We start from the raw sequence: 25,919 nt of genomic DNA, 5'->3' as shown, positions 1-25,919 counted from the left end.
CATCATGAAAATAGGTATAGAAGGACAGCGGCTTTTTCGTAAAAAAAAACATGGTATGGACATGGTAGCTTTAGAACTAATAAAGAATCTCCAGGATCTAGACCACGAAAATGAATATTTTATATTTGTAAAACCAGATCAAGACAGTTCCGTTCTTAAAGAAACTTCAAACTTTAAGATTATTGAATTAAATGGGGGACCATACCCAGCATGGGAACAAATAGCATTGCCAAAAGCAGCCAAAAAATATGGCTGCGATATATTACACTGCACCAGCAATACCGCACCTTTTTTTACTTCTATTCCTTTAATAACAATTCTTCATGACATTATTTACATGGAAAGCGGTTATTTAAAAATACTCAAAAGCAGTGCAAGTACCTACCAAAAATTTGGAAATATATATAGAAAACTCGTAGTACCGTGTGTTGTAAAAAGGAGTAAAAAAGTGATTACAGTATCCCATTTTGAAAAAAACAGAATCGGTGAATTCTTTGGAATTAAAGGTGATAAAAAACTCGAGGCTATTTATAATGGTGTAAGTGAACATTTTAAACCCGTTACCAATAAAGAAGAACTGAAACGTGTTAAAGAAAAATACAATTTACCTGATAAGTATTTCTTTTTCCTTGGTAATACAGACCCCAAAAAAAACACAAAAGGAACCCTTAAAGCTTTTTCTGATTTTTTAAAACTGACAAAGACTGATTATAAACTGGTTATGCTCGATTATGATAAAACCGAACTCAATATCCTCTTGGTCGAAATTGATGACACCAATCTTATCAATCATATTGTTTTGACAGGTTATGTAATTAATACCGATTTACCTGCTATTTATTCCCAATGCGACATTTTTTTATATCCGTCACTTCGCGAAAGTTTCGGGATTCCGATGCTGGAAGCCATGTCTTGTAACGTGCCTGTTATTACATCAAATACATCATCGATGCCTGAAATTGCAGAAGATGCGGCCCATATTATAAATCCATTTAATCCCGAAGAAATTACTCAGGGAATTATTGAAATAGTAAATAACGAAGTGTACAGAAAATCTCTTTGCGATAAAGGTTTGGAGCGTAGTAAACAATTTTCTTGGAGAAATATGGCAAAAGAGTATTTAAAGCTTTATAAATTAATTTATTTAGAATATTCAAAAAAACAATAGATTATGATTGAAGGCAAAAATATTATCTGCATTTCTCAAACTACCTGGCATGGTGAATTTACTAAATCTACGGTGCAATTGTTATCACTTTTAGCAGAAAAAAACACCATAGTTTTTGTTGAATATCCATTTACTGTCAAAGATGTTATAATGTCTTTATTGGGAAAACAAAGAGCACAAGTATCCAGAATGCTGGGTTTTAAAAGAAGAATCATAGAAGAAAAAACAGATAGTAATGCAGTTGTTAAGCATTTGGTTATGCCTCCGGTTTTGCCGGTAGATTTTATTAAAAACGAATCAATTTTTCAAAAGTTTTTTAGCATCAATGCATTTATTTATAAAACACAGCTTCGAAAAACCATAAAGAAATTAAAGTTAGATAATCCAATTATAATCACAGCATACAACCCAATGTATGGCCTGCCCATGATTGGCAAATTACACGAATATCTAAATGTGTATTACTGTTATGACGGGATGGATACACAAAGGCATAAATCAAGAATTTATACTATTGAGCAGCAATTTTGCAGGCAGGTTGATGGCATTATAACAACATCGGATTATTTAAATTCTGAAAAGCAGCAATTAAATCCGCAAAGCTATGTGGTTAAAAATGGTGTTGACTTTAAGTTATTTGAGCCTCACGCCAAAAAATCTGTTTCAAGCCCTTCTTCTCAAAAAAAAGCTGGCTACATAGGAACCTTGGATTTTAGGTTTGATATCGATAGTATGGAATTTGCAATTCAGGAATTACCTCAGGTTCTATTTGAATTTACAGGCTATTTGCTCAACCATAATATAAAAGAAAGGTTATCAAAATATGATAATGTTGCTTTTTTTAAATCGGTAAAAGCACACGAAGTTCCTCAATTATTATCGAAATATGATTTAGGAATCATACCCTATAAAATGGACGAGGTTAATAAAAATATATATCCATTAAAAATTAATGAATATTTGGCCGTTGGTGTTCCTGTGGTTATGACAGCTTTCGCCAATTTAACCGATTTTAAATCCATGGTTAAATCCGCAGAAAACAAGAAACTTTTCAAATCATATATTGAATATGAGTTAGAAAATGATAATTACGTATTAATTAAAGAGAGAATTGATTTTGCCAGACTTAATTCCTGGGAAGGCAGAGTGGGGGAATTTGGAGATGTTCTCGAAAAAATTATTAAACATAAATATCCATCTTAAATTAAAAGCTATGTCAGCACTAAAAATTATATTCTGGTTTCTATTGTTCATTATTGTTTATACCTATGTTGGATATGGGATTTTATTATTCATAATTATAAAAATAAGGCGTTTTTTTAAACTTGGAAATAAGGTAAATAGTAATCCCAATTATGAACCCGAAGTTACATTGTTCATAGCTGCTTATAATGAAAATGATTATGTGGATGCAAAAATGAAAAACACCTTAGAACTTGAATACCCGAAAGAAAAATTAAACATTATTTGGGTTACAGATGGTTCTGATGACGGAACCCCAGACTTATTGACTGGGTACGCTAATACAACGGTTTATCATTTAGACGAAAGAAATGGAAAAATCGGGGCAATGAACCGCGGTATGGAATTTGTAAAAACACCAATTGTAATATTTAGTGATGCCAATACCAATCTGGGCAAAGAATCAATCAGACGCATTGTTAATCTATTCAGTAATCCTGCTGTTGGCTGTGTTTCGGGAGAAAAACGAATTGTTGATAAAGAAAGTGATGTGGCTTCGGGAGCAGGGGAGGGAATCTACTGGAAATATGAATCGGCATTAAAAAAATGGGATGCGGAATTATATTCTGTTGTTGGAGCTGCCGGAGAACTTTTCGCTATTAGAACAGAACTGTATCGGCATGTTGAAAAAGATACGCTGCTTGACGACTTTATTATATCATTAAGAGTCGCTCAAGAAGGATATACCATTCAATATGATCCAGAAGCGTATGCTGTTGAAACAGCTTCAGCGAGTGTAAAAGAAGAATTTAAACGTAAAATCAGAATCTCTGCCGGCGGTATTCAGTCTATTGTAAGATTACGTTCCTTATTGAATATTTTTAAATATGGAACACTTTCATTTCAGTACATTTCTCATCGCGTTTTGCGTTGGAGTCTTACCCCTTTATGTCTTATTTTATTAATTCCCGTTTTATCTATTCTAGCGTTTAATGAAGGAATTATGTTCTTTGGATTTTATTCTATATTATTTTGGATGCAACTTTTTTTCTATGCAGCTGCGCTGTTAGGCTGGTTTTTAGAAAATAGAGAGACAAGGATTAAAATTCTGTTTGTTCCTTATTATTTTTTCATTATGAATTTATGTGTAATCTTAGGATTTTTCAGGTATATAAAAAAATCACAATCCGTAAATTGGGAAAGGGCTAAACGAGCCAGTTAATATTAAAAGAAACCCGAAGAATTAAAAGTAGTCATTTTAGATAATGGTGCTTTTCACAAAGGAAAAGCGTTAATCATTCCAGAAAACATAATACTTATTTTTCTTCCACCATATTCTCCAGAACTCAATCCAGCAGAACTTGTTTGGCTTAATATGAAAAGGAAAACTACTAACAAAATCTACAAAATAATGGAAGAATTTAAAATTCAATTAGATTAGATAGTCAAAGAATTGATAACTGAAAAGTTTGTTAAAAATCTATGCAGTTTTGACTATTTCTTTATTTAAATCAGACTGTTTAATATGTCTAAATGGTCTGATTTTACGGGTAATGGAAGTTATGCTCAAAAGTGACGGAAAACAAGAAAAAAAACCAAGCGAAACCATCCCCAAAAAAAGAGGCGCATTGACCTCTTAAAAAATTACAAATCTCTTTTACGATAACTCCATAGTTGCGGAATCACAGCGGTTCCGTTCAACACAAGTTTCATTGTTCGTGCTACGCACGCAACGAAACTCTAGCTGTTAGTGGCTACCGTTTTTTAATTCAATTCTTGTATTATAAAATCGATAGTGTCAAACGGAATTTCTGTTGTACTATAATTTGCTAATTCTTCTTTTTCATTTTCAATGAAATTACTAGCAACGAAAATTTTCCCATTGTCATTTCTCAAATGTTGTGTCAGTGATAAAATATAATTTGCAGCTTTAGTTAATTCATTTTTATGTATTAATTCTATATTCCTTTCAATATCCGTAATATTTTGTGTCATCTCAAATATTAATGGTGAAACATCAAATTTACTATCTAACATTTCTAAATCATTTTTTACAGTTGACCATTTTTGATAACTTGATAATAATTTGTCTCTATCAAATCTTACTTTCAAATTTCCATGAATAGTATTTTTCTCTCTATCATATTCGGTGCTAAACTGTAAATTATCAATTGGTAAGCCAACATGTTGTGCATAATTTCTTAATCGATAGAAAAATCTATAAGAAAAACTATTATCATAAAAGAAGGAAAGAATTTTTTTAAACTCCAGAAATTGATTAGAATTTTCACCAAATTTTCTATTTAAAAATGTTTCTGAATGATCTAGAAAAGTTCTAATTGCACTTAAATAATTTAAAAATAAGCGATTAATATTTAAAAAAACATTATCACAATCTTCACGTTTTACACCTGTCCAAATAATTGATTTATTTGTTAAATCATGTAATGACGAATTTAGAAAGTCAATTAATTCAGCGTCATTTATAACTACAAATTTTAAAAGTCGTCTAACACTATGAAGTTCTTCGATTTCTTGTATTGAAGATTTTATCAATTCAAATTCCTTGACAGAAATTGTATCTAAAAATTCAATTTTGACTTGCTCAGTAGAGTTATCATATAGTTTAGCAATTCTAATTTCTTCCATTAATTGGTTTGTAACGATTTTTTTACGGTTGCCACTAACGTTTCGCGGCTACAAGAAGTGGCGAACTTCTGAACTGCGCATTTTCCGTTAAGATATAATTTCTTGCGAAAGAAAAATGTGAATTTACCACATTTTTCGCCATTTCTTGAAACCGCTGTTAGCAGTAGTTCCTATTTCTCCAATGTTGAATATTTACTGTACATCCATTGCCATTTTTTATCACCTTCATCGATGTGTACAGTAATCTCTGTATATATCCAGCCCATATTCATTGTTCTTAATTTAAGTTGTTGCATTGGCCGAACTACTTTCACCACTTTGTAACCTTCCAAATGCGAATCCACCAATTAATGATGAACAATTGATTCCTTGTTTTTCTAGTTTTTGACATTCTTCTATTGAATAATATTGGCGACCATTGTCAAAATGCCATTCAATTGCTCCTTTTCTATGAGGATTATTCATTAATATTGAATGCTCATATTCCGGCTCTGTTATCAATTTTCCTAAATATGTTATTACATCTACTTGATAAATATTAATTGTATTTTTTGATGTGTTTTTTAATTTAAGTTCTAGAAAAGCATAAAAGTCAATCCAATTCTTTGGAGCAGTATTTAATTTAATTATTGAATCACTAACTTTAGAAGAAATAGTTTTTTGGTTCAAAAATCCTAGTTCTGCTGTTTTTAAATTGTTTTCTAACTCTGATTGTTTGTTAAGTAGTTTGACTTTTTCTATTTCAAAACTTGCTGTGGACTTTTGGATATTGTAATTAAGTTTTAATAATTCAGCATTGGTTTTTTTGGTAGAAACATCTGCTTCACTAGTAAGTTTTGCTTGTTTGTACAATAATTCTTGTTGCTTCAAATTAAGTTCATTTGTTCTTTCTTCGTAAGATTTATACATGAAAATAGTCCAAGTAGCAGCCCCAACTATTGAAAGAATCTCGAAGAGTTTAACATATTCGCTTAATTTAGAATTTTCATTCATCTTGTATATGGTTGTAAGGTATTACTGCTGACGTTTGGTCGCTTGGTTGCGAAGTTTGGAATCGATTGTTTTCTGTTAAAGATAAAATTTCTTGCGGAACGCAAACGTGAATTTACCACAAAATTCGCAATCTTGCCAAACGGCTGTTAGGCACTGTTGTTTTTATTTCCAATTTAGTATTGTTGAAGTAATTTTTTTAAATTCAGTATTAAATATTACTTTTTCAGATTTCGGAAACTCTTTAATTAAATAATCTAAAGCCTCTAAATATTTATCATTAACAATATTTTTTCTAACCATTACGAGTAATTCAATTCCTTGACTTCTCCCAATTTGTCTGCTAAGTTTTTGTTGAATTTCTAATCTTGTTAATTCAATTAATAATTGCGGAAAAAATATTCATTAGCATAGCTATAAAACTCAAAAAGAATAAAAGCGATTAAAATCATCCAAGTAATATTTTTAAAAGTGACTTTTTTCATAATGCTTTTTAGGTAATTATTCTCCTCTGCGTATTTTTGGCATAACTAGCCAGTAACGGTTTGGGGCTTGGCGAAGGTGGGGTTTAGAAGCACAAATGTTCAATTTAGCACGAATGCCCCACTTTCGCCAAACCCTTGTGTGTGCCCTGCATGAGCAGGACACACGCTGTAAGCTTTGATAAAAATTGAAAAATACAAATTTCCAATTAGAAAACAAATTTACAGCGTGTTATTTTTCCAGAGGGTGCAAGTCCCTTATGGGCGGATTGAAACCCCGAACCATTAGTACGTCGCAAGCTGGTTTACCGTGAGGTATGCAGTGAAGGAAGCGAAACGGCAAAATCCGGTACTGACGAACAGAAACGTCATAGGAGGCAAGTCAGCGAGGATAAGCGTCCACACCAACGCAACGTCCGAAGATTACCAAAATCGTTGATTTGTAGATGGCGCAGGAATTGGATGAAGGAAAAGGCTCTTACCAGGGGAGATCTCTTAAATGTCGGGAACATTAGAAAGAGAAGTCAGCAGAGGTCATAGTACTTGGGGCAACGAGTTGCGAATAGATACCGCACAGGACTCACAAACAAGGAAGGACTGAACGCAAATCTCCAAGAAATTCGATTAGGAAAGTTTACTTAGCCTAATCTTAAAGTAAATTATGGATAGCCCAAAAGGTGTAAAGAGCTTTTGGATGATGATTTGCGAACCGCCGAGTACGTGATCCGTACGCTCGGTGGTGTGAGAGGCGCACTCCGTTCCGTTTGGGGCGGAGCCGTCTACTCGATTATGCACAGTTTATTTTATTCGTTCTTTTAAAAAATTTAGTTTACTTAAATCTGAATTAGATGCTAAAAATAATTTTAAAGAACTTTTTGGAAATAATGCTTTACTACCACTATTTATACAATGGTTAATTCTAAATTGCAACATTGGTAAAGTATAGTTTTTAGCAGAGACTATTTTTAAAAAAGTATCGCTATTATATTTCCATTTTAAATTCAATTCTTTAAATTCAATTTCGTATAATTCATTCGCATCAGAATTTGAATAATGTGAATTTTCTAAATGTTCTATTATTGAGTTTTTTATTTCTATCGAATAGTCTTTAATTTTTTGTTTGTCTAATATGGTTTGTTTATTGCTAGATGTTAAAAAATCTTTTGCTTTTTTAAGTTTGGGACCTCCACCATACTTTCGTAAAATAGCGAAATTTATAAATAATTCTATAAGAACAGTTGTATTATAGCCAAGCCATTTATTGAAGTTTAGTTTGTTTTTCTGTTGTTCTTTACTTTCTACACCATTAGAAAAATATAAAAAATCTATTATACCTTGTTCATTAATTAAATAATTTTCAATGCAATAAGAATCTAAAACAATTAAATTTTTTTCGTTTTTCCTATTACTGTCATTTATCAATTCTAAATCACCATCTACAATAAAGTATTTTCTCCTTCCATCTGTCTTGTTTTGATTATCAAAAGCATTAAGTACATTAACTTTACAGCCTAATGGTGTAACATCATTAATTATTAATTCATCCCCAAATAGGTTATTAAATAAAGTTTTGTAAAATTCTTTATCAGCATCTTTATCTTCTGTGTAAATATCAATGTCATTTCTATAAGAGAAAAACTTCGATAATGATGTTAATGTTTTGAATCCGTATTTAATCATAATTATAAATTCATTTTAGCTAAATCATTACAAATTTCTTCTGAATGTTCATTTATTATTGCAGGGGAATGTGTTGCAATTATAAATTGAGTATTAGGACTCGCATCCATTATTGATTTTACAAAGATTTCTTGCCACGCAAGATGTAAAGAAACTTCGGGTTCATCAATAATAAAAATACCTGGTTCATCTTTTGATTTTTCAACAAAATATATTAGATGTCCAAGCATTGTTATGATTTGTTTTTCACCTGAAGATAGTTCGTATAGATTTACAGTATCATTATTTTTTAATTTTATTTTTAATTCTCCTTTTGTATTAATTAATAATTCTTTTCTACTCTCATTTAAAAACTCATTAATTATAGTTCTCGTTTTTTCAATTGGCTCGTATAATTTTTGAATTTCATCTTGATATGTTTTATTAAAACTTATTAAATTATCGATTTTTTTTAATTGCGGTTGGTTATTAAACCACTTTTGAATTACATCGATATCTTGTGGCTTTAAATCATTATTATTTGCTTTTCTTCTTTTTTGAACTTCATTGAATTCTCTTAAGGTGTCATTAAGTTGGTCAAAGAATTTATTTAAACTTTCTGAAATACCATCAACTTTTAAATTCTTAAATGTCTCAAATGCATTTTCTCTTTTTTCGGCAAGTTCTCTAGTATCTTTTAATATATTAAACTCTCTCGATTCAATAAATTCAAAAGATTGTAGTAATACATTATTCTTAAATTCTTCATTAATTCTAGGTTGTTCGGATGCAATTAATCTGAAATAATCATATATAACTTCTTGTATTTCAATTAAACTTCTGTTTAAATGATCATTTAACGGAAATTTACCATATCTACTCCTAGTGTAATAACTTGATCTTATTTTGTCGATTTGTTGGCCTTCATAAATTCTTCTATCTAAACCAAGAAAAAAAGGAGTAGAGAGGTCTTTAATTTTTTTTATTACTTCAAGAGTTTCGAAATTTTGAAGATGTAGACTATTTAACTTGTGATAATCTTCACTATCCATATCGTCAGTTTTCTCAGTTCTATGAATTATATCATTTATTTCTTCTTCATTGTCAAATTGCAAAGATATTTGAAGTTTACTTTCATCTATTTTAGATGATTTTATAGTTAATAGCTTTCCATTTAATTCACAATCAATTTTCGCAAAAGTATGTTCAATGGAATTTAAATAATTGTAAGAAGGAGATACTAAGCCAAGAATAAGTTTTAAAACGGAAGTTTTTCCTGAGCCATTTATACCGATTAAAAAAGTTAATCTTTCATTTAAAAGGAAATCATAATTTAGATATTTATGAACTCCATTTGCTTCAAATTTTAATAATTTCATATTTAGTTTCGTTTTTTTTTAAATTGTGCATAACGTTTCGCCACTTCTCGTCAGTTGCGAGCATCGTAACTGCGTATTTTCTAATAAAGTAGAAAATTCTTGCGAAACGTGAACGTGAACTTACCACAAAATTCGCAATTTCGAGAAACGGCTGTTGTGCGATCGAGCCTCATTACTTATCAAGATTTTTAGCTATCTTGATTTCAAAAAATGAAAGTATATGAGTAAAAATTGTAGCTATTCCAAATGCAATTAATGATTCGATTATTGCCCAAATTGTATTTATACTTGGTCTGTTTAGTATTGAGGAATATATTCCAATTAATAAAACAGCAAAAAGACTTAAATAAAGGATTGATGACAATTTTATGTTTTCTTTTTTTACCACCGTTAATATTGTTCCAACTATTGAACCTAATACAACAGAAATAAGGATTTCCTTTTCATAATCAGAAGGTAAGAAAGAAGTTAAAAACTTTGAAGTCGCAATATATGTGACCATTGTATTTATTAAACCTAGAATAAATTGATTCTTCATAATTTTTTAATTTGCAACATAGCATTTAGTTGTAAAGCCAATATATTCCTCTGAATTTGATATCATTGCTATAAATGGAATATTTTTGATTTTAAAATTATTTCCATTAAATGAAAAATTTAAATTTGATATTGATTTATTGGTGTTCTTTATATAGACTAAATCATTTTCATTTGGACTATTTAAATATTTATGTAATTTATTAAATAAGTTTTTATCTTTTTTAATTTCTAAATTTTCTAATTTTGTTTGTTTCCAATCAGTTTTACCAATATTTAGGTTTTCAGCATCAATTCGATTCATAATAAATCCTACATTTTCAGACATTTCTATTTCTAATGTTGATTTATTAAATTTTGTATATAGTTGTGAAGTAAGATTGATTTCTAATTTTTTTTCATCATCATTTAAGAATAAAATATTTGTATTTAGCTTATCTGTCAAAGAAATAAGTTTTTGATCAGTTGCTTCATCTATGTAACACTCTGCTTGTGCTTGTCTACTATAACTAGCATCATAAAATATGGGAGTATTTGGATGTCTGTATGGAGAAAAAATTCTTCTTGTTTTTTTGAGAATTTCTGTTCCAAGCGGGTTTTTGTTTCCATATATCATTTTTGCTGCATCCCATTTAATAGAAAGTTCTTCTTTCGATTTATTAATCAGCGTATTAGTAACTTCATAAATTCCATTTTTTTTATGAATTTCTGATTGATAAATGAAGTTTACATGGTTATCTTTAACTTCATTTCTAATTACTGGAAAATCTTTATTTAAACTCGAAAATAATAATAATATTAATAATAAGCTTCTCATATATATATATAATTTAGTTAATACTTTTTTATGTCTGTTGTTCTTTTGGTATGTCGCACAACGTTCCCTTGCTACAAGAGGTTTGGGATTAAATTAAGCCTTATTTTCGGATTTGCCTAAACTTCCCAAATACAAAACCATTTTCAAATTAAGCCAATTGCCCAAATCTATTGTAGCAAGTGTTGGTGGCTGGACTTTTTATCGCCTTCGCATTGAAATATTTTCGTGAACCCATTTTGCTTCTTCTTCTGCGCTTATTTTTTCAAATTTGCTGTCAACTCGACTAAATGTTGAGTGTGCAAAATCATAAGGTTTACTATCGTCAAAATATGGTCCAACAACTCCTAAACACCATCCGTCTTTTGAAGCCCAATGTGGTTCATTTACATTGTACTTAAATACTTCATAATGGACTAAATTATTTTCTCCATCAAAATCAAAAGTAACTCTTTTAATATGTTCAATTTCATCAGGACAAGCATCAAGTTCGGTTGGAAATTCTAACCAATTTGCCAAACTACTTTCAGCTCCTTTTATGAGTGTTAAATATTCTTCAGGAAATAGATTTACTTTATTATGCTCTTCTAAAAGTTTAAATGTAGTTTCTCTCGTAAGTAAGTTTTCAGCGTAGGGTTTAACAGTTTGTTTTGATATTTCTTCTCCACTTTCAAGTTTTTCATAAAGCACTTTAATCCTTTCAAAGCGTTCTTTATTTAGTTTACTGTTTTGACGTTTTACTGTTATGAATCTATAAAGTGCAAAAACTGCAATTGCCAAAAGTAATACGCAGATTATGATAGATATTATTTTCATTTAATTTTGGTTAGGTTTTATTATTTGGTTAGGTTTCCGATTCTGCGGTAGTCTTGCCACCAACGTTCCCGCGCTACACGCGGTTTGGGACTAAATTAGCGTTATTTTTCTGATTAGCCAAAACTTCCAAATATAAAACCATTTTCAAATCAAGCCCATTGCCCAAATCGCTTGTAGCGTGTGTTGGTGGCTGGTTGTTCTGTCGAAATTACCATTAAACCGCAAATTTTTTACGTTTCAATTGAGCGATTCCAGCTTTCACAGTTTTTCATTTTTTACGTTAGAGTAGGAGAGTTCCAATTTTAGGTTTGTTTCGCTTGTTCGTAGTCGCTTGAGTTTGCTTTTTAAGTTTCTGTTGGCAAATTCCATTTTTCACGCTTCTGCTTTTCAGGTTTCTGTTGGCAAAACCCAATTTTAAAACTTTTGCTTTTCAAGTTTCAACATTCCAAGTTTCAACTTTTCATGTTTTTGTTGGTGAATCCAATTTTCACGCTTCTGCTTTGTAAACTTTCGGCGGAAACAAATGTTTGTTTTCAAATCGGAATTATCTGCGTAATTTCGGCACAACTTGCCACCAACGTTCCCGCGCTACACGCGGTTTGGGACTAAATTAGCGTTATTTTTCTGATTAGCCAAAACTTCCAAATATAAAACCATTTTCAAATCAAGCCCATTGCCCAAATCGCTTGTAGCGTGTGTTGGTGGCTGGTTGTTCTGTCGAAATTACCATTAAACCGCAAATTTTTTACGTTTCAATTGAGCGATTCCAGCTTTCACAGTTTTTCATTTTTTACGTTAGAGTAGGAGAGTTCCAATTTTAGGTTTGTTTCGCTTGTTCGTAGTCGCTTGAGTTTGCTTTTTAAGTTTCTGTTGGCAAATTCCATTTTTCACGCTTCTGCTTTTCAGGTTTCTGTTGGCAAAACCCAATTTTAAAACTTTTGCTTTTCAAGTTTCAACATTCCAAGTTTCAACTTTTCATGTTTTTGTTGGTGAATCCAATTTTCACGCTTCTGCTTTGTAAACTTTCGGCGGAAACAAATGTTTGTTTTCAAATCGGAATTATCTGCGTAATTTCGGCACAACTTGCCACCAACGTCCTGGCGCTACACGAGGTTTGGGATTAAAGATGCGAGTTTTTTCGGATATGCACAAATTTCCCAAGTACAAAACCATCATTAAATTCAGCCAAATGCCCAAATCTCGTGTAACGGCTGTTACAGGATGTCGCAATACACGCAATGTTTTCCGCTTCCACATATTTCTGCACTTCTACTTATACACAAAACTTTTAGATTCAGTTTAGCTTAATTTTCAGTTTTCGTCAAATCCTTTTGGCCATTCTCCATATCTACTTTTGAACTCAAATGCATTTTGAGGTTCTCCCATATTTCCATAAAATTTTTCATCTTCTTTTTGTTTTACTAACTTTTTCCATTCTTCATCTTCCATTGCTTTTTTATTAAATGATGGTAATTTTTCTGATTCGGAATATTTTTTGGCATCAATTTTTTTATTGATTCTTATTTTCTGTTCAGAAGTTAGTTTACTAGCAATTTGTTTCCATAAATCTGATATTGGATTTTTAATAACTAGTTGGGATAATATTTCAATTTCCTCTTCATTTAAGTTTCTAGGAAATTCATCTGGATTAAATTCTTTCATAAAAATTATTTCATTTTCAATTTTCAGTTCCAATTATATTCCTTAATAATTAAAAATCTAACTTTTAGAAGTTAAATATTTTCTGTTGAATTTTGATTTTCAAAGCGATATCCTGTAACTAATTTATAGACGCATAATAAAAACTAGTTTTATATTAAAATGGTATGTTATGCGCATATTTTGTTTTGTCGTATTGTTTTCAAATGTAGTAAAAAAAAACTTACAAATTATAAAAAGAGGTTTTGATGATTTGTTAGCTTTTTGTGGTTGTCAATTTATTTTTTATTCTAAAGCATAAAACCTTTTTCACTTGATTTCTATAAAACATAAAAATTTTAAATATTAAAATTTGGAATTATTTTTTCATTTTCCTGCAAGGCTTTTTTCAATTGAAAAACAAGCAAATTTTGTCTGTTTTTGGGGTCGCCAGATGCTTGTAATTTCCGCCATTATAGATAGCGCTATTTCTTCCGGAGTTTGGCTTCCAATAGCCAAGCCGGCAGGTCCGTGAATTTTGTCAAATACCGTATCATCAATTAGTATATCCGTATCAAGAATGGCGTTCAGTAATTTTTCTCTGCGGTGTGCGGGACCAAGAAGACCAATGTACCGAACTTTTGAAGAAATTATGTTAAGTAAAAAGCGTAAATCTTTCGAGAAATTATGGCTCATCACCACAACTGCGGTGTTTTCACAGAATAGATTTGGATCGAGATCTTCCGGTTTTATCGTAAAGACCGATTTTGCATATGGAAAATCACTGCCATTTACAGCACTGTATTCAGAACCTATCACGATGACTTCCCAGCCTAAGAACGATGCCATTTGGCTTAATTTTTCGGCATCGTGTTCTATTCCAAAAATACACAATCGGTTTAGGGGCTGAATTTGCTGTTTGAAAACCAGATTATTGGAATCTTTCTCGTAATTGGAATGATAAATCGTTATGTCTTTAAACTCAAAAGAAGTTCCAAAATTGGGCTGGCTTATTTCTTCAGCCAGAAAAGAGCAGGATAACGAAAAAGACTGTCTTTGCTCGATAGCCTGTTCAATTAGACTTAATAGTTCATTGTCAGGCTGGAACATTTCTATTAAAATATAAATGCTTCCTTCACAGCCCAATCGAAAACGTCCGTCGTATTTAAAAACTTTCGGGCAATTTGAAGAGAACACGCTGATGGACTGCCGAATAACTTCCTGTTCGACACAGCCTCCGCTTAATGCTCCTGTTATGTTTTTATATTCATCAATCAGCATCTGGGTGCCTTCTTTTCGATAAGAGGAACCTTCTGTATGAACAATCGTAGCCAGAACTGTTCGTATATTCTTTTGGCTGGCTTTTTTGTAAGACTCTATTATTTTCAAAAACTCGTGCGTCATGAGCTGTGATTTAAACTTTTCGGGAATTATTAATTATTCCCGAAAAGAGCTTTATAGTTTAACTGAATATATTCCAAAATCTCACTAGATGAAGGCTTTGGATTACCGGTCATATCTTCCAGAATACCTGCTATCAAATGGTGCAGATCGTTTACATGTAATTGCCCGGCTTTTAAATCCCACTTTAATGGTTTTACTGCAGGTATATCATCCTTGCGGGCATTTTCTAATTCCAGCAGACACGAAAAATCCGGTGCTGCTTTGTCTCTTTCGGTAAGTGAGCCTTCAAGGTTAAAACAATTTTGGACAGTTTTGATAATAGACGAATGATCAAAAGGTGTATACCCATCCGGTCTTGCAATCAGTCCTTTTTTGATGTAAGGATTAACAACTACACAGGGCACACGTACACCAAAGCGGTTGAAAAGAAATCCATCCTGACCAGCTCGTCCATCTTCATAAGGATTTTTGGCTCCGGTAGGAGGAGGGACGTGATCATAAGTACCGCCATGCTCATCATACGTAATAATAAATAGTGTGCTGTCAAAAACAGGCGACGATTTTATCATATTGTATAAATCGGCAATCAATTTTTCACCTGCCCGAATATCAGTTGGCGGATGCTGATCGTTTTGTCCTTCTCCGCCGTAGTTTGGTTCCAGGAAAGAATAACTCGGCAGATTACCTTCTTTACATTTTGCTTCAAAATCTGCCAGTGTTCCAAAATTGTTATTGAATTTTGAATCATGCAATTGCGTCATGATAAGCCTTGTAAGCGAAAAATGATTGTCTCCAAATTCACCGTCTGCATCTTTAGAGTTAGCAAAATCATTGTTGCCAAAAATTCCCCAGCTAAGATCTTGTCTGCCTCCATCAATAGCGTCCTGAATCTGATTAAAAATCGTTTTGGCATCACATTGAGCAGTCGGATTGTTATTGACATGTCCTGTTGATGTTGCAGCATGTACAAAACTACGATTAGGAATTGTCTGGCTTGGAACAGAGCAATGATAATGATCGCAGACTGCAAAGCTTTTTGCCAGCTGGCTCAATACTGGAGTCTGTTCGGGCGTATAACATTTCATTATATCGCGGGGATTAGTCGGATCATCACCAAAACTGAAAGCCCCATACAGCATGGCATTTTGATAATTTTGGACAAAACCCATATTAATAGCCGGCGGTGCATACTGCTGGGCTACATCATATTTTAAAAACAATTGATGATTGGTATCTTTAAAACCTTCTCCCGGATCAGGATTTGGAAGAGTGAAATCTACAGGATTTGGAACAAGTTCGCCTCTGCGTTTTTTTGGCTGGCCGTTTTTCTCGACCATTACTTTTTCAATGAAAGGAATACCATCTGAATCTATATTATTAAGTGGATTCCATAAATCTTTTGTCAGTCCTTCAAACTGCTGGTTATGAGGCGGTTTTTTGTCACTGTACAGCCAGCCCAATAAGTTGTCGAAAGACCGGTTTTCCAGCATAAGCACCACAATATGCTTAATTGTATTTTGTAGTTTCTCTTTGTTTGGCTGCAGGTATTGGCTCATCTTACTGAATTGATTTAAGTTAGTTTTGGTAATAGTGCTGGTTCACTGTGTCGCTTTGATTAAGTCCTGCGCATCCACTCTTGAATGCCCTGGAGGTGCTACTATAAGATCTGTTTTTGATAAAGCAGCCCATAGTGTATTATCCTGAAATGCAATAGTACCGCCTCCGCGTTTTTCCTGAGAAACCATGCGGTTGATATCGCCCACACAAACCCAGTCAGAGTCCACACTAACAGCCCATTTGGCATGGTCGTGTGTTTCCGGCCAGTTCCATGGCACTCCAAGCGGACTTAGGTCAATATATTTTACATCGAAAGTTTTGTGAATGCCGTCACTGTCTAATGTCGGAGGGATTTTGCCTCTGATCCAGGTTTCGACATCAATGTCTGTTCCAAGTGCAGGCCCTACTAAATCATTCCAGAAATCTTTGTTCCATTTTTGATTCTTAGCGATAACTTTGAAATCAAATCCTCCACGGGATTGATAAGCCAACACATCTGAATCTCCTGCGGGATTCGGGTTCAGGGGCTGACTGAGGATATACAGCGGATCATTTTTATCTAATGATTCAGGAATTTGTGGTAAATATACCTGAGGCACCTGATGGTCTGCCATTTGAGCAGCAATTTTGCCAGCTGTTTCAATATCTAAAGAAATACAGAGAAAAGTCTGACCGTATTCAGGTGTCGGCATTGATGTCGCTTTGGCATCTGCGTATTTTGGCCAGGAATGAAGCAGCCATAAAGCCGTTTTTGTATCAGTATCAAAAGCAAGAACACCTTTGGTATGACCAAATGTACTGCTGTCTGTTCTATTGGCATCGGCAGGCATTTCGTCATTGTAAAGAATCCATCCGGTAGTTGGCGATGGGTTATCGAAGACCGCTTTTAGTGTAAGATCCAGTGCTCCTTTTCCGTCTGTAAGCAGGTTAGGAGACTGAACAACTTTTTTTATATTAGGATCATAATAAATGTATTCATAACCTGTAGCAGTAGGTTCGTCTGCGGTTTTACCCAATTTTGGAACTTTATAAGCGAACCACCAGTCAACAGGGCAGCCACTTTCATCTAATGCAGAAATTGTATTAGCCATTTAGTATTTTTTTAAAGTTTTTAATAGTACTGTGTATAGTAAGACCGATTCAAATCTTTGATGACTTGAACCGGTATCTGACTATGAATTAATAATGCCTGTTGTGAATTATTTGTTAGGAGCTATATCACCGCGTCGTATAGGAACCTGAACAGCTTTGTACTGGGAAGCAAAACTTCCTTTTTCTGCAGCTTCTTTAGCAGTGAAGAAATTTTCCAAAGCAATGGCTACCTGAAAAGAGAAATCCGTAGAATATACTGTTTGATTCATAGAAGTACCGCAGTCAATATTTTGGAACCATTTCATCCACTCATGACCGCCGCCGCCTACTGGAGGAGCCTGTCCGCCATCTGGTGCTGCATTTGGCGGAACAAGTGAAGTAACCGCAGGGTATTGCGCCGCATTATGGCATGACATACAGGAAACTGTATTTAAATCGGCTGGACCGTCTAATCTTCCGTTCCATCCAAGGTGCTGTGGCGGAAGGTTTGGACCTTCGAAAATAACCGTTTCTTTAAGGTCTTTGTTAACTTCTGTTTTAATTGGCGGATATGGTGATGTTTTGTTGATTTTGTTTTGAGGATCATTACCCCAAGTCAGTCCAACTGGTACAAGATTCATCAGTTTATTTTTCTTATTCAGTTTTCCGTTGTAGCAGAAAGTTCCAAATACCCAGCCGGTTCCTTCAGGATTGCTCGGGCTTCTGTCTGCTCTTGGATCACGAACAGAAATATCCATTTGTAAAAGGTGTACATCAGAAACGACTCTTTTGCTTGATTTCCAGAAATTTTCAGTGATATACGCTTTCCATGTCAATGGATTTACAAGATAATCAACGAAATCTGTTCCTTTTGGAGCATCGGTAAATAATAATTTTACGAAAACAGTTCCTGTTGGAAATCCGCCGTTATCATAACGTTTATCCAATACTTTAAGATTAGGATGCTGAGGGTCTTTCCACATTTTACCCATTGCATATGCTGCCTTATCATTAATTAAAGTAATGGCATATACAGAATAATCGCCGTCAATTCCTTTAAGTCCTGGTCCTAATTGTAGAGGTCCCAGAGGTGCTTCCTTAATAAGACCATGAAAACCTTCAGTACCTCCGTTTGGCGGATAAGCTCCTTCGCCTTCAACACTTGGATGCAGCCAAGGAATATGATACCAGTCGCGGATTTTATTTTCGTAAGGATTCCAGTCTTCTGTATTTCCTTCAAAACCATAATCACGAACCGCTTCAATATATTTTAAAGGTTCTTTTTTGAAATCGATATCAAGAAATTTAGGCATTTCCTCAGGCATTTCTGTTGGAAAGTCTGTTTTTAGACGAAATATGGGCTGGTCAGCATACTTGTCTCTGTATTCCTGAGGGCTTACCATATAGCCAAAATCAGGAAATCCATTTTCTTCATAGTTCTGTTTTTCTAGTGCGGTCAGTGCAGCAGTGTTTTTTTCAATAACCGGAGTTTCTTCTTTTTTATGGCACGAAGTAAGAAAAATAGAACTTGCGATAATAAGAGGTTTTAATTGTTTCATTGGTAGGTAATTTGGTTAATATGTTAATGTTTGTTTCTATATAATGTTATGTTATTCTCCAAGATCTTTTTCAGTGATTTCACAAGCTCTGCGTACTTCCTGGACGGTTGCAGGAGCATCTAATCGGAAAAGAGGGGATAGTTTACGGTCTTTTCTTGAGGCGCGGATAGCATCTTTTATGGCAAAGAAAACGCTGTTGGCAAGCACTAGAGGAGGTTCACCAACTTCTTTTGCTGAGAATATCTGGTTAGGATCTTCAGGAATGCTTTGCACTGACTCTTCATCTCTTGGAAAAAGGAAAGTGTTCATTTCTAATGGAATGGTAGTAACAGCAGGAATCTTGTAACGCCATGTGTTGGTTGAATTTAATCTTCCTTTATTTGCCCCTTCTGTTTCTGATACTAATTTTTCAGTCAGAAGATATCCGATACCCTGAACAAAAGCTCCTTCTACCTGTCCTATATCGATGGCAGGATTCATGCTCCATCCCATGTCATAGATAATGTCAGAACTGATAATTTTAACTTCTCCAGTAAGAATATCAACTTCGGTAACGGAACATGCTGCCGAGTAAGTGAAGCCTACAAATGAATCAACACCGCCTCCAAGCTTGGCATCTTTAACACGGTCTACGCCCGGAATATTTGGCTGATCGGCTTCGGTTTTGAATGTCATGGCCGGTATTTGAACTTCACCGCCTTTTATCTTAGTATTAAAAGAAGCAATAAGGTTTACCCTTTGTGAAGCTGCTAAGTTGATAAGATGCTGCCAAATCATTAATTCATTTCCTTCACTGATTTTGATTTTTTTGGCCCAGCCTTTATTTTCTCCCGCCCCATAGTTCCAAAAGTCAATGTTTTTGCTTTTGCACCAGTCTTCACCGTTTTCTTTTAGCATTTGATAGCCAAATTCCATAAGTCTGGCACGCATTTCTTCGCAGGTCTGTTTTACAGCTTCGCAGGAATAAGGTGTTCCGGTAGAACCTCCTGTACTTGTTGGGTTTGGAGTAACGCTCGTATTAACATTGTCAATAAATATCATTTCCATCGGTATTCCCAGAACATAAGCAGCGACCTGCTGTGCCTGAGTCACTAAGCCTTGTCCGATTTCGACCCCTCCCTGATGGATGACAACAGTTCCGTCGCTTGGGTTTATAACGACAATAGCAGCAGATTGCTCCAATGCAAGCAGATTGTAGCCGGAGCCATATTTCACAGGTATCATTGAAATCCCTCTTTTATGCCATTTGTTTTCCTTGTTAAATTTTTGAACTTCCTGATATTTAGTTTCAAAATTGGAAACCTTTTTGGCATATGCCCATACCTGTTTCATGTAGCAATATGTAAGTGCCTGCCCGAATGGAGTAACATCACCACGGTCATAAAGATTCTTTTCACGCAGATCTTCCGGTCTCATACCCAATGAGACAGCAGCGTCATCAATGGCATTTTCGACAATATTTTTGCCCTGTACATCGCCAAAGGCACGCATTGCTGTACTTGGAGCAGTATTGGTTCGGCACACATCGATCTGGCTTTCGAAGTTTTTGATTTTGTAGGCATTATCAGTCCGCAGCTGAATACAGTTGGATACGATAAAAGAACAGTCATAGAAAGCACCGCCGTCTCCCCACATTTTTAATTGGAATCCTTGAATAATTCCTTTATTATTTTCGTTATGCAGACCAGCATCGACAGCAATCTGATATTCACCATAATAGGCATGACGTTTTCCTATCATTGCAGTATCTTCATCGCGGGGAACTGCAAGGCGGACAGGTCTTTTAGTTGCCTTTGCTGCAACTGCTGTTGGTCCGGCAATAAAGCGGGTCTGTTCCGTTTTTCCTCCAAATCCTCCACCTACTGGCGGTACTTCAACTTCGATTTGATGGTGATACATTCCCAGTGCTGAAGCAACAGTGTCATGCATTCCTCCTGGACTCTGCACAGATGGCTGTACTTTCATACGGTGTTCATCCATAGGCGTTACAATACAGGCCTGCGGTTCCATATAAAAATGCGCCTGCCCGCCACAAAGCTGAGAAGAGCTCACTACAGTACAAGGCACGCTGTCAACAGTGACTTCCTGAGTATTTATTTTTTGATCACGCAAAAGAACTTTAGGTGCGATGGAATCATCATTTGTGGCCCAGTCAAATTGGCTTCCGGGACGGGTTATCTTCCAAATATGGGAAGCGAAAGATGCTGAAACCGGTGCATCAGGGAAAATGCTTCCTTTTTTAATAGCGTCAAATAAGTCTATAATTGGCTCACTCCATTGATCCGTCCAAGGGCTTTCAGGTTTTGAATACTGAACACATTCTGTAGATACGAAAGCTGCAATCTTAATCGCTTCCTGTTCGCTTGGAGCAAGAATCATAGCAATGGACTGCCCGACATAACTAACCAGCTGTTCTGCAAAAAGAGGCTGGTCACTACCCATTCCCTGATAATTTCTACCACCGTTTTTTATATTTTCGGCTGTAATAATATCAGTAAAGGCTGGGAATTTATTTTTTAATACTGCCCGTAATTCGGGTATTGTAATTGTATTTTTTTTGTCTGGATTGACAAAAGAGTAATTCATCAGCGCACTCTGGCTTTGTACAAATGCGCCGTTTAAAGTCAGCGGCGGTACTGCCAATTCATGAGTGTAATTGGTCTGTCCCGATGTCTGGTACATTGCTGTAACTTTGATATATGGCTGTGCAACAGGAGCTTTATAGTCTTGTGTTTTGTAAGTCTGGATTCCCTCACTTACCGGCCAGCTGCCCCATTTTACTTCTGCAGCCGAAATCAGGTTTTCAGGTACGGGAGCTCCTTTTACAACCAAGGCGTTTACGATGGCTTTGTAGAAAAAGGAAACTGTTAATTGTGTGCGGTATTCCAAAGTAAAATCTTCATTTGGAACTTCTTCCATTCTTTTTTTCTGAGCATCAAGTTCTGCAGTAACTTCTTTCGCTAGTATTTTTGAAAGTTTTTCAGCATCTGCTAAGCTCAGTTTTTTATCCTTCATTGCCTTTTCAGTTTCAGCGGCTCTCCAAGGATAAGGTGCAATTCCGCCAAATGCGAGAACAGCTGATTTTACCAAGAAGTCGTCATTAATACTGAAATTAATAGCTGAATTCACGATACTATGAGCATTCACTTCTCGGAGTGCTACTTTTTGGGCAAGCACGACATCATTTGTGTCTTTCAGAGGAATTGTATAGGAAACAAGTACAATTTCATCGGCTAATTTTGGATCTTTTATGACTGCTTCAACAAGTGCTTCGGCAGTTTTTGTATGTTCTTTGAAACTGCCATTTTTATCCAACAACAAATAGCTGATTTTTGTTTCTACAGCAAACAGAGCAGTAAAGAGATCTGACGGAAATGGTTCTCCGGTGTGAATTGGAATGTGCTTAAGCACCAGCATTGTGTTACCGCCGATTGTTGCCGCATTACGGACAATACGCCCAGCAGTACGGCGGGTCATATAGTCTAATGATTCTAAAATAGATATATCAGATATAGCTGTTTTTCTATTAATCTGTTTTAGCTTATCAATGCCTTTAGATAGAATTTCGATTAGTTCACTGTAAGTTGTGCTGGCAGCTATTTTGAGATAGTTGTCTGTTAATTCATGGCTGGTATTCAGTTCTGGTATAAATCGGATATCAGCATATAAAGTAGTGTCCAAATACTCGTTTTTATAAATTCCATACGAGGTGTTAGCATGTACGAGTCTTACATTTTTCTTGTTTTTGAAGATATCTGCAAGTTCTGACAGCGATTTTGGAGTCAGCCAGCGGTCTGTAGAAACTCCTGCTGCCGGCTGCTGTGCTGCATTAGGAAAAGGAATCTCAACATTAGCAGGAAGCTGGGCTTTAGTAACCGGATCCAGTTTACAGGGCATTCTGTTTTTTTCGTCAGTGGCACTCCAATCCGAAGCAAAGGTTTTCATGCCGGTAAGAATGGAGCGGTAACCAGTACAGCGGCATAAATTACCGTCAAACGCATCTTCAATTTCTTTTTTAGTTGCGTCGGGTTTATTATGTATGAATTCAGACATATTCATTACAAATCCTACGCTGCAGTACCCGCATTGGCTTCCGTTGTTTAAAGCTAATTGGTATGCTACCGGATTCATACCTAAATGTGATTGTTCCGAAGGATATTCCGAAACTTCGTCTATAATTTTTATCTCTGCAGAATTGACACCATTGTGAAGACTCTGAGAGATTTTTTCCTGGACAGCAATTAGTTTTTGACCTGCTTCTTTCATTGCAGTATCCAATACTGGAGAATCGTCTTCATCAATAGGAACATTTGCACGTGTTGAGCTGGATTTTTGCAATAAAAATTTTGGATCAGGTTTACGCGCCGCTCCAGTACCTTCAATTGTAGTAACAGAAAGCCCGCCTATCGCACATACAGGTCTTAGGCAGGAGTTTATAGCCAGATGCTTTGGTGCTTTTTCTTTATCATCCCACTCAGACACTATTACAGTACAGCCGCCGCAGCCTCCCTGACCGCATGGCTTTTTAGGACCGGAAAGACTCACTTCAGGAGATCTCAGATAATCTATTAAAAGTAAATCTGGCGAAGGGTTTTCTATGGTAACCGGTTTGCCGTTTAGAAAGAAGTTAACTGAATTTTTCATAGTTAGTATTTGAGGTTTTTGCTTGTTTTTAAGATCTTTTTAGAAACTAATGAAACAGCATTCTTGTATGAATTTATTTGATATTATTTTGCTAATCAAAGTTGATAAATAGATTTATGGATTTAGAAAAAAAAAGTATTAACCCTAAGTATTGAGTCATAAAGAGGGGAATTAAGGTTATAAGTGTGGAATCAGTGCTTTTTTAAGATAAATTCCGAATTTTAGATTTTACTTTTATTGAGAACAATAGTTGGAGTTTGTATTGTTATTGCAGTCAGTTATTTATCTATGAAATTGACACAGGTGATTTGCACAAATAAAGATTTGTGCGGTGAAAAATTTAATTTAGGGATATAGGCAGTTTTCGTTTGTAATCAGAACTAAATTATTAATTTTTTGAAGCAGAATGATTGGGGCATTATCAGTAAGCATCGTCCCGCTTTTCATTGCAATCTTGTGTGCCTCTCGTCTTTTAGGACGAGACAGTACAAAAGGATTTTCGTTTCGGGGTTCTAAAGGGAGCGTTTTGCTTTTTTGCCATCATTCAAAAAAAATTGAAACAAAAAAACGGCGTCTAAATAAAATTTAAACGCCGTTTTTAATAGTGTAATGTGCTTTATCGAATCGTTTTTACAAACTCTTCAATTTTTCTGCTTCCGTTTTCTTTCAAATGCGTGATAAAAGCACTTCCGATAATCGCGCCTTTAGCATATTGTGTGGCCTGATTAAAAGTTTCAGCATTGCTGATTCCAAAACCAACAATCTGAGGATTTTTCAAATTCATATCGCCAATGCGTTTGAAGTATGCTTCCTGTGTGTTTCCAAAACCAGACTGTGAACCCGTAACACTTGCTGAACTTACCATATAAATAAATCCATCAGATACACTGTCAATAAAACGGATACGCTCTTCTGAAGTCTGCGGTGTGATTAAGAATATATTCAGCAGACCGTATTTGTCAAAAGTAGCTTTATATTCATCAGCATATACATCAACCGGCAGGTCCGGAATGATTAAGCCGTCAATTCCTATTTCGGCACATTTTGCACAGAAATTCTCTACTCCGTACTGTAGCATCGGGTTGAAATACCCCATAATTACCAGTGGAATGTTTACGCTTTTGCGGATGTCTTTTAATTGTTTAAACAGAATTTGTGTTGTCATTCCGTTTTGTAAAGCAGTTGTAGAACTCGCCTGAATGGTTGGGCCGTCGGCTAAAGGATCGCTAAACGGCAGCCCGATTTCGATCATGTCGATACCGCTTTTTTCCAAATCTTGAATAATCTGTACTGAATCGTTTAAGTTTGGGTATCCAGCTGAAAAATAGATGGAAAGTATCTTTTTATCTTCTTGTAATTTTTGACTAATTCTGTTCATTTTTATATACGATTTACGATTTTGGATATACGATGTTAGATGTTTGATTTACGATTTTATATATCGTAAATCGTATATCGAATATCTGCTTTTATTTTGTATTATTTATTCGAGCTGTTTTTAATGATGAAACTATTATTGCAACAATTTCGTTAGCTTCTTTTTTTAGTAATTCTATTTCTGGCTGTAATTCTGTTTGTGTTTTTTCTATAGCTGTAATGTCAAAAAGAATTTCAAGAAAAAAAAGACTTTCATCGGCTTCTTCTTCAACGATTTTTAATTTATTGATGAAGTCTGCTGTTGATTTAGCTCTTTGTGAAGCTCTATAATTAGCACCAACAGAACTAGAACATCTAATAAGCTGATTTACGTAAGCATTATATTCTCTTGATTTTGGTAACTTAGAACAGAGAATCCAGCAATCAATTGCAAATTTCTTTGTTCTCTTTAACATTAGTTCTTTCATTTTAATATACGATTTACAATATTTTACAATTTAAGATTTACGATGTTCGAAATACGATATTATATTTATGCTTTAAAATTTAAAACATTAATTCTGAACATACAATATCGTATATCCAACCTCGTCTATCCAATATCGAAAATCGTATATTTAAACAGCAGCACTATATGCCCAAGCATTTTGATTCGATTGCAAATGCACTTCTACACGTTTGTAATGCAGGCCTTCATACAGATCTGTCTGACGGAGTTCACTCTGTGTTACTTCGTATAAGGTACCGCTGATGGTATCATTTGAGTCGTTGGTTTCTTTAATAATAGGGTAGTGTACTATTCCAAATTCCTCTTCGATTTGAATTTCATTTAGTTCATAACCCACCAATGTTTCTGGCGTTCCCTCAAGAATGCGGCCAAAAAGGTCTTGTTGTACATCAACATCTTGTAAAGTACCGTAAGCGAATAATTTTTGCATAGAATCTATTTTGAAAATGTTAATAAACTTAAATTTTATATTTATCTCGAATGCG

20 protein-coding genes are annotated in these 25,919 nt (G+C 34.6%); 4 read left to right on the top strand and 16 right to left on the bottom strand.

Annotated elements, in window-relative coordinates:
* The first annotated feature begins 4 nt into the window (after positions 1 to 4).
* The 4 genes from OZP07_RS12775 to OZP07_RS22265 are packed head-to-tail and all read left to right on the top strand — an operon-like array spanning position 5 to position 3,791.
* The gene (locus tag OZP07_RS12775; RefSeq protein ID WP_281635377.1) at positions 5 to 1,168 is read left to right on the top strand and encodes a glycosyltransferase family 4 protein; all 1,164 of its coding nucleotides are present in this window, start codon (positions 5 to 7) and stop codon (positions 1,166 to 1,168) included.
* A gap of 3 nt (positions 1,169 to 1,171) precedes the next feature.
* Positions 1,172 to 2,371 carry a glycosyltransferase gene (locus tag OZP07_RS12770; protein ID WP_281635376.1) on the top strand — a complete coding sequence of 400 codons (1,200 nt, stop codon included), beginning with the start codon at positions 1,172 to 1,174 and terminating at the stop codon, positions 2,369 to 2,371.
* Positions 2,372 to 2,381: 10 nt separating this feature from the next.
* Entirely contained in the window at positions 2,382 to 3,572 is a 1,191-nt protein-coding gene (locus OZP07_RS12765) for a glycosyltransferase family 2 protein (protein ID WP_281635375.1), read from the top strand.
* 33 nt (positions 3,573 to 3,605) lie between these two features.
* On the top strand, positions 3,606 to 3,791 hold the full coding sequence (locus OZP07_RS22265) for a transposase (RefSeq protein ID WP_432419565.1): 186 nt from the start codon (positions 3,606 to 3,608) through the stop codon (positions 3,789 to 3,791).
* A gap of 323 nt (positions 3,792 to 4,114) precedes the next feature.
* On the opposite strand, the gene OZP07_RS12760 is transcribed toward OZP07_RS22265, so the two are convergent.
* The 16 genes from OZP07_RS12760 to OZP07_RS12685 form a co-directional block, all read right to left on the bottom strand.
* On the bottom strand, positions 4,115 to 4,999 hold the full coding sequence (locus OZP07_RS12760) for a hypothetical protein (protein ID WP_281635374.1): 885 nt from the start codon (positions 4,997 to 4,999) through the stop codon (positions 4,115 to 4,117).
* Between the two features lie 282 nt (positions 5,000 to 5,281).
* On the bottom strand, positions 5,282 to 5,992 hold the full coding sequence (locus OZP07_RS12755; RefSeq protein WP_281635373.1) for a hypothetical protein: 711 nt from the start codon (positions 5,990 to 5,992) through the stop codon (positions 5,282 to 5,284).
* Positions 5,993 to 7,269: 1,277 nt separating this feature from the next.
* On the bottom strand, positions 7,270 to 8,151 hold the full coding sequence (locus OZP07_RS12750) for a DUF4435 domain-containing protein (RefSeq protein WP_281635372.1): 882 nt from the start codon (positions 8,149 to 8,151) through the stop codon (positions 7,270 to 7,272).
* 2 nt (positions 8,152 to 8,153) lie between these two features.
* Positions 8,154 to 9,509 (bottom strand): AAA family ATPase, encoded by a 1,356-nt coding sequence (locus tag OZP07_RS12745; protein ID WP_281635371.1) that lies wholly within the window; start codon positions 9,507 to 9,509, stop codon positions 8,154 to 8,156.
* 172 nt (positions 9,510 to 9,681) lie between these two features.
* Entirely contained in the window at positions 9,682 to 10,047 is a 366-nt protein-coding gene (locus OZP07_RS12740; RefSeq protein WP_281635370.1) for a hypothetical protein, read from the bottom strand.
* Between the two features lie 6 nt (positions 10,048 to 10,053).
* Positions 10,054 to 10,863 carry a hypothetical protein gene (locus OZP07_RS12735; RefSeq protein ID WP_281635369.1) on the bottom strand — a complete coding sequence of 270 codons (810 nt, stop codon included), beginning with the start codon at positions 10,861 to 10,863 and terminating at the stop codon, positions 10,054 to 10,056.
* A 198-nt stretch (positions 10,864 to 11,061) separates the two neighbouring features.
* Positions 11,062 to 11,676 (bottom strand): hypothetical protein, encoded by a 615-nt coding sequence (locus OZP07_RS12730; RefSeq protein WP_281635368.1) that lies wholly within the window; start codon positions 11,674 to 11,676, stop codon positions 11,062 to 11,064.
* A gap of 1,311 nt (positions 11,677 to 12,987) precedes the next feature.
* On the bottom strand, positions 12,988 to 13,338 hold the full coding sequence (locus OZP07_RS12725) for a hypothetical protein (protein ID WP_281635367.1): 351 nt from the start codon (positions 13,336 to 13,338) through the stop codon (positions 12,988 to 12,990).
* 363 nt (positions 13,339 to 13,701) lie between these two features.
* Positions 13,702 to 14,718: an XdhC family protein gene (locus tag OZP07_RS12720; protein ID WP_281635366.1), complete on the bottom strand. Its 1,017-nt coding sequence runs from the start codon at positions 14,716 to 14,718 to the stop codon at positions 13,702 to 13,704.
* Between the two features lie 29 nt (positions 14,719 to 14,747).
* Positions 14,748 to 16,274, bottom strand: a complete 1,527-nt coding sequence (locus OZP07_RS12715) for an alkaline phosphatase family protein (protein ID WP_281635365.1) — start codon at positions 16,272 to 16,274, stop codon at positions 14,748 to 14,750.
* Between the two features lie 42 nt (positions 16,275 to 16,316).
* Positions 16,317 to 17,366, bottom strand: coding sequence for a deoxyribonuclease II family protein (locus tag OZP07_RS12710; RefSeq protein ID WP_281635364.1), 1,050 nt, complete (start codon positions 17,364 to 17,366; stop codon positions 16,317 to 16,319).
* Positions 17,367 to 17,474: 108 nt separating this feature from the next.
* Positions 17,475 to 18,905: a hypothetical protein gene (locus OZP07_RS12705; protein WP_281635363.1), complete on the bottom strand. Its 1,431-nt coding sequence runs from the start codon at positions 18,903 to 18,905 to the stop codon at positions 17,475 to 17,477.
* 51 nt (positions 18,906 to 18,956) lie between these two features.
* Positions 18,957 to 23,549 carry a molybdopterin cofactor-binding domain-containing protein gene (locus OZP07_RS12700; RefSeq protein WP_281635362.1) on the bottom strand — a complete coding sequence of 1,531 codons (4,593 nt, stop codon included), beginning with the start codon at positions 23,547 to 23,549 and terminating at the stop codon, positions 18,957 to 18,959.
* 616 nt (positions 23,550 to 24,165) lie between these two features.
* A complete protein-coding gene (trpA, locus tag OZP07_RS12695) occupies positions 24,166 to 24,927 on the bottom strand; it encodes a tryptophan synthase subunit alpha (protein WP_281635361.1) in 762 nt (253 codons plus the stop codon).
* A 91-nt stretch (positions 24,928 to 25,018) separates the two neighbouring features.
* A complete protein-coding gene (locus OZP07_RS12690) occupies positions 25,019 to 25,393 on the bottom strand; it encodes a four helix bundle protein (protein ID WP_281635360.1) in 375 nt (124 codons plus the stop codon).
* 150 nt (positions 25,394 to 25,543) lie between these two features.
* Positions 25,544 to 25,864, bottom strand: coding sequence for a gamma-glutamylcyclotransferase family protein (locus tag OZP07_RS12685; RefSeq protein ID WP_194641957.1), 321 nt, complete (start codon positions 25,862 to 25,864; stop codon positions 25,544 to 25,546).
* Between the last annotated feature and the right edge of the window lie 55 nt (positions 25,865 to 25,919).

Origin of the sequence: Flavobacterium marginilacus (assembly GCF_026870155.1) — a bacterium.
Classification (GTDB): domain Bacteria; phylum Bacteroidota; class Bacteroidia; order Flavobacteriales; family Flavobacteriaceae; genus Flavobacterium; species Flavobacterium marginilacus.
This window is presented reverse-complemented; position numbering and strand designations above follow the sequence as displayed.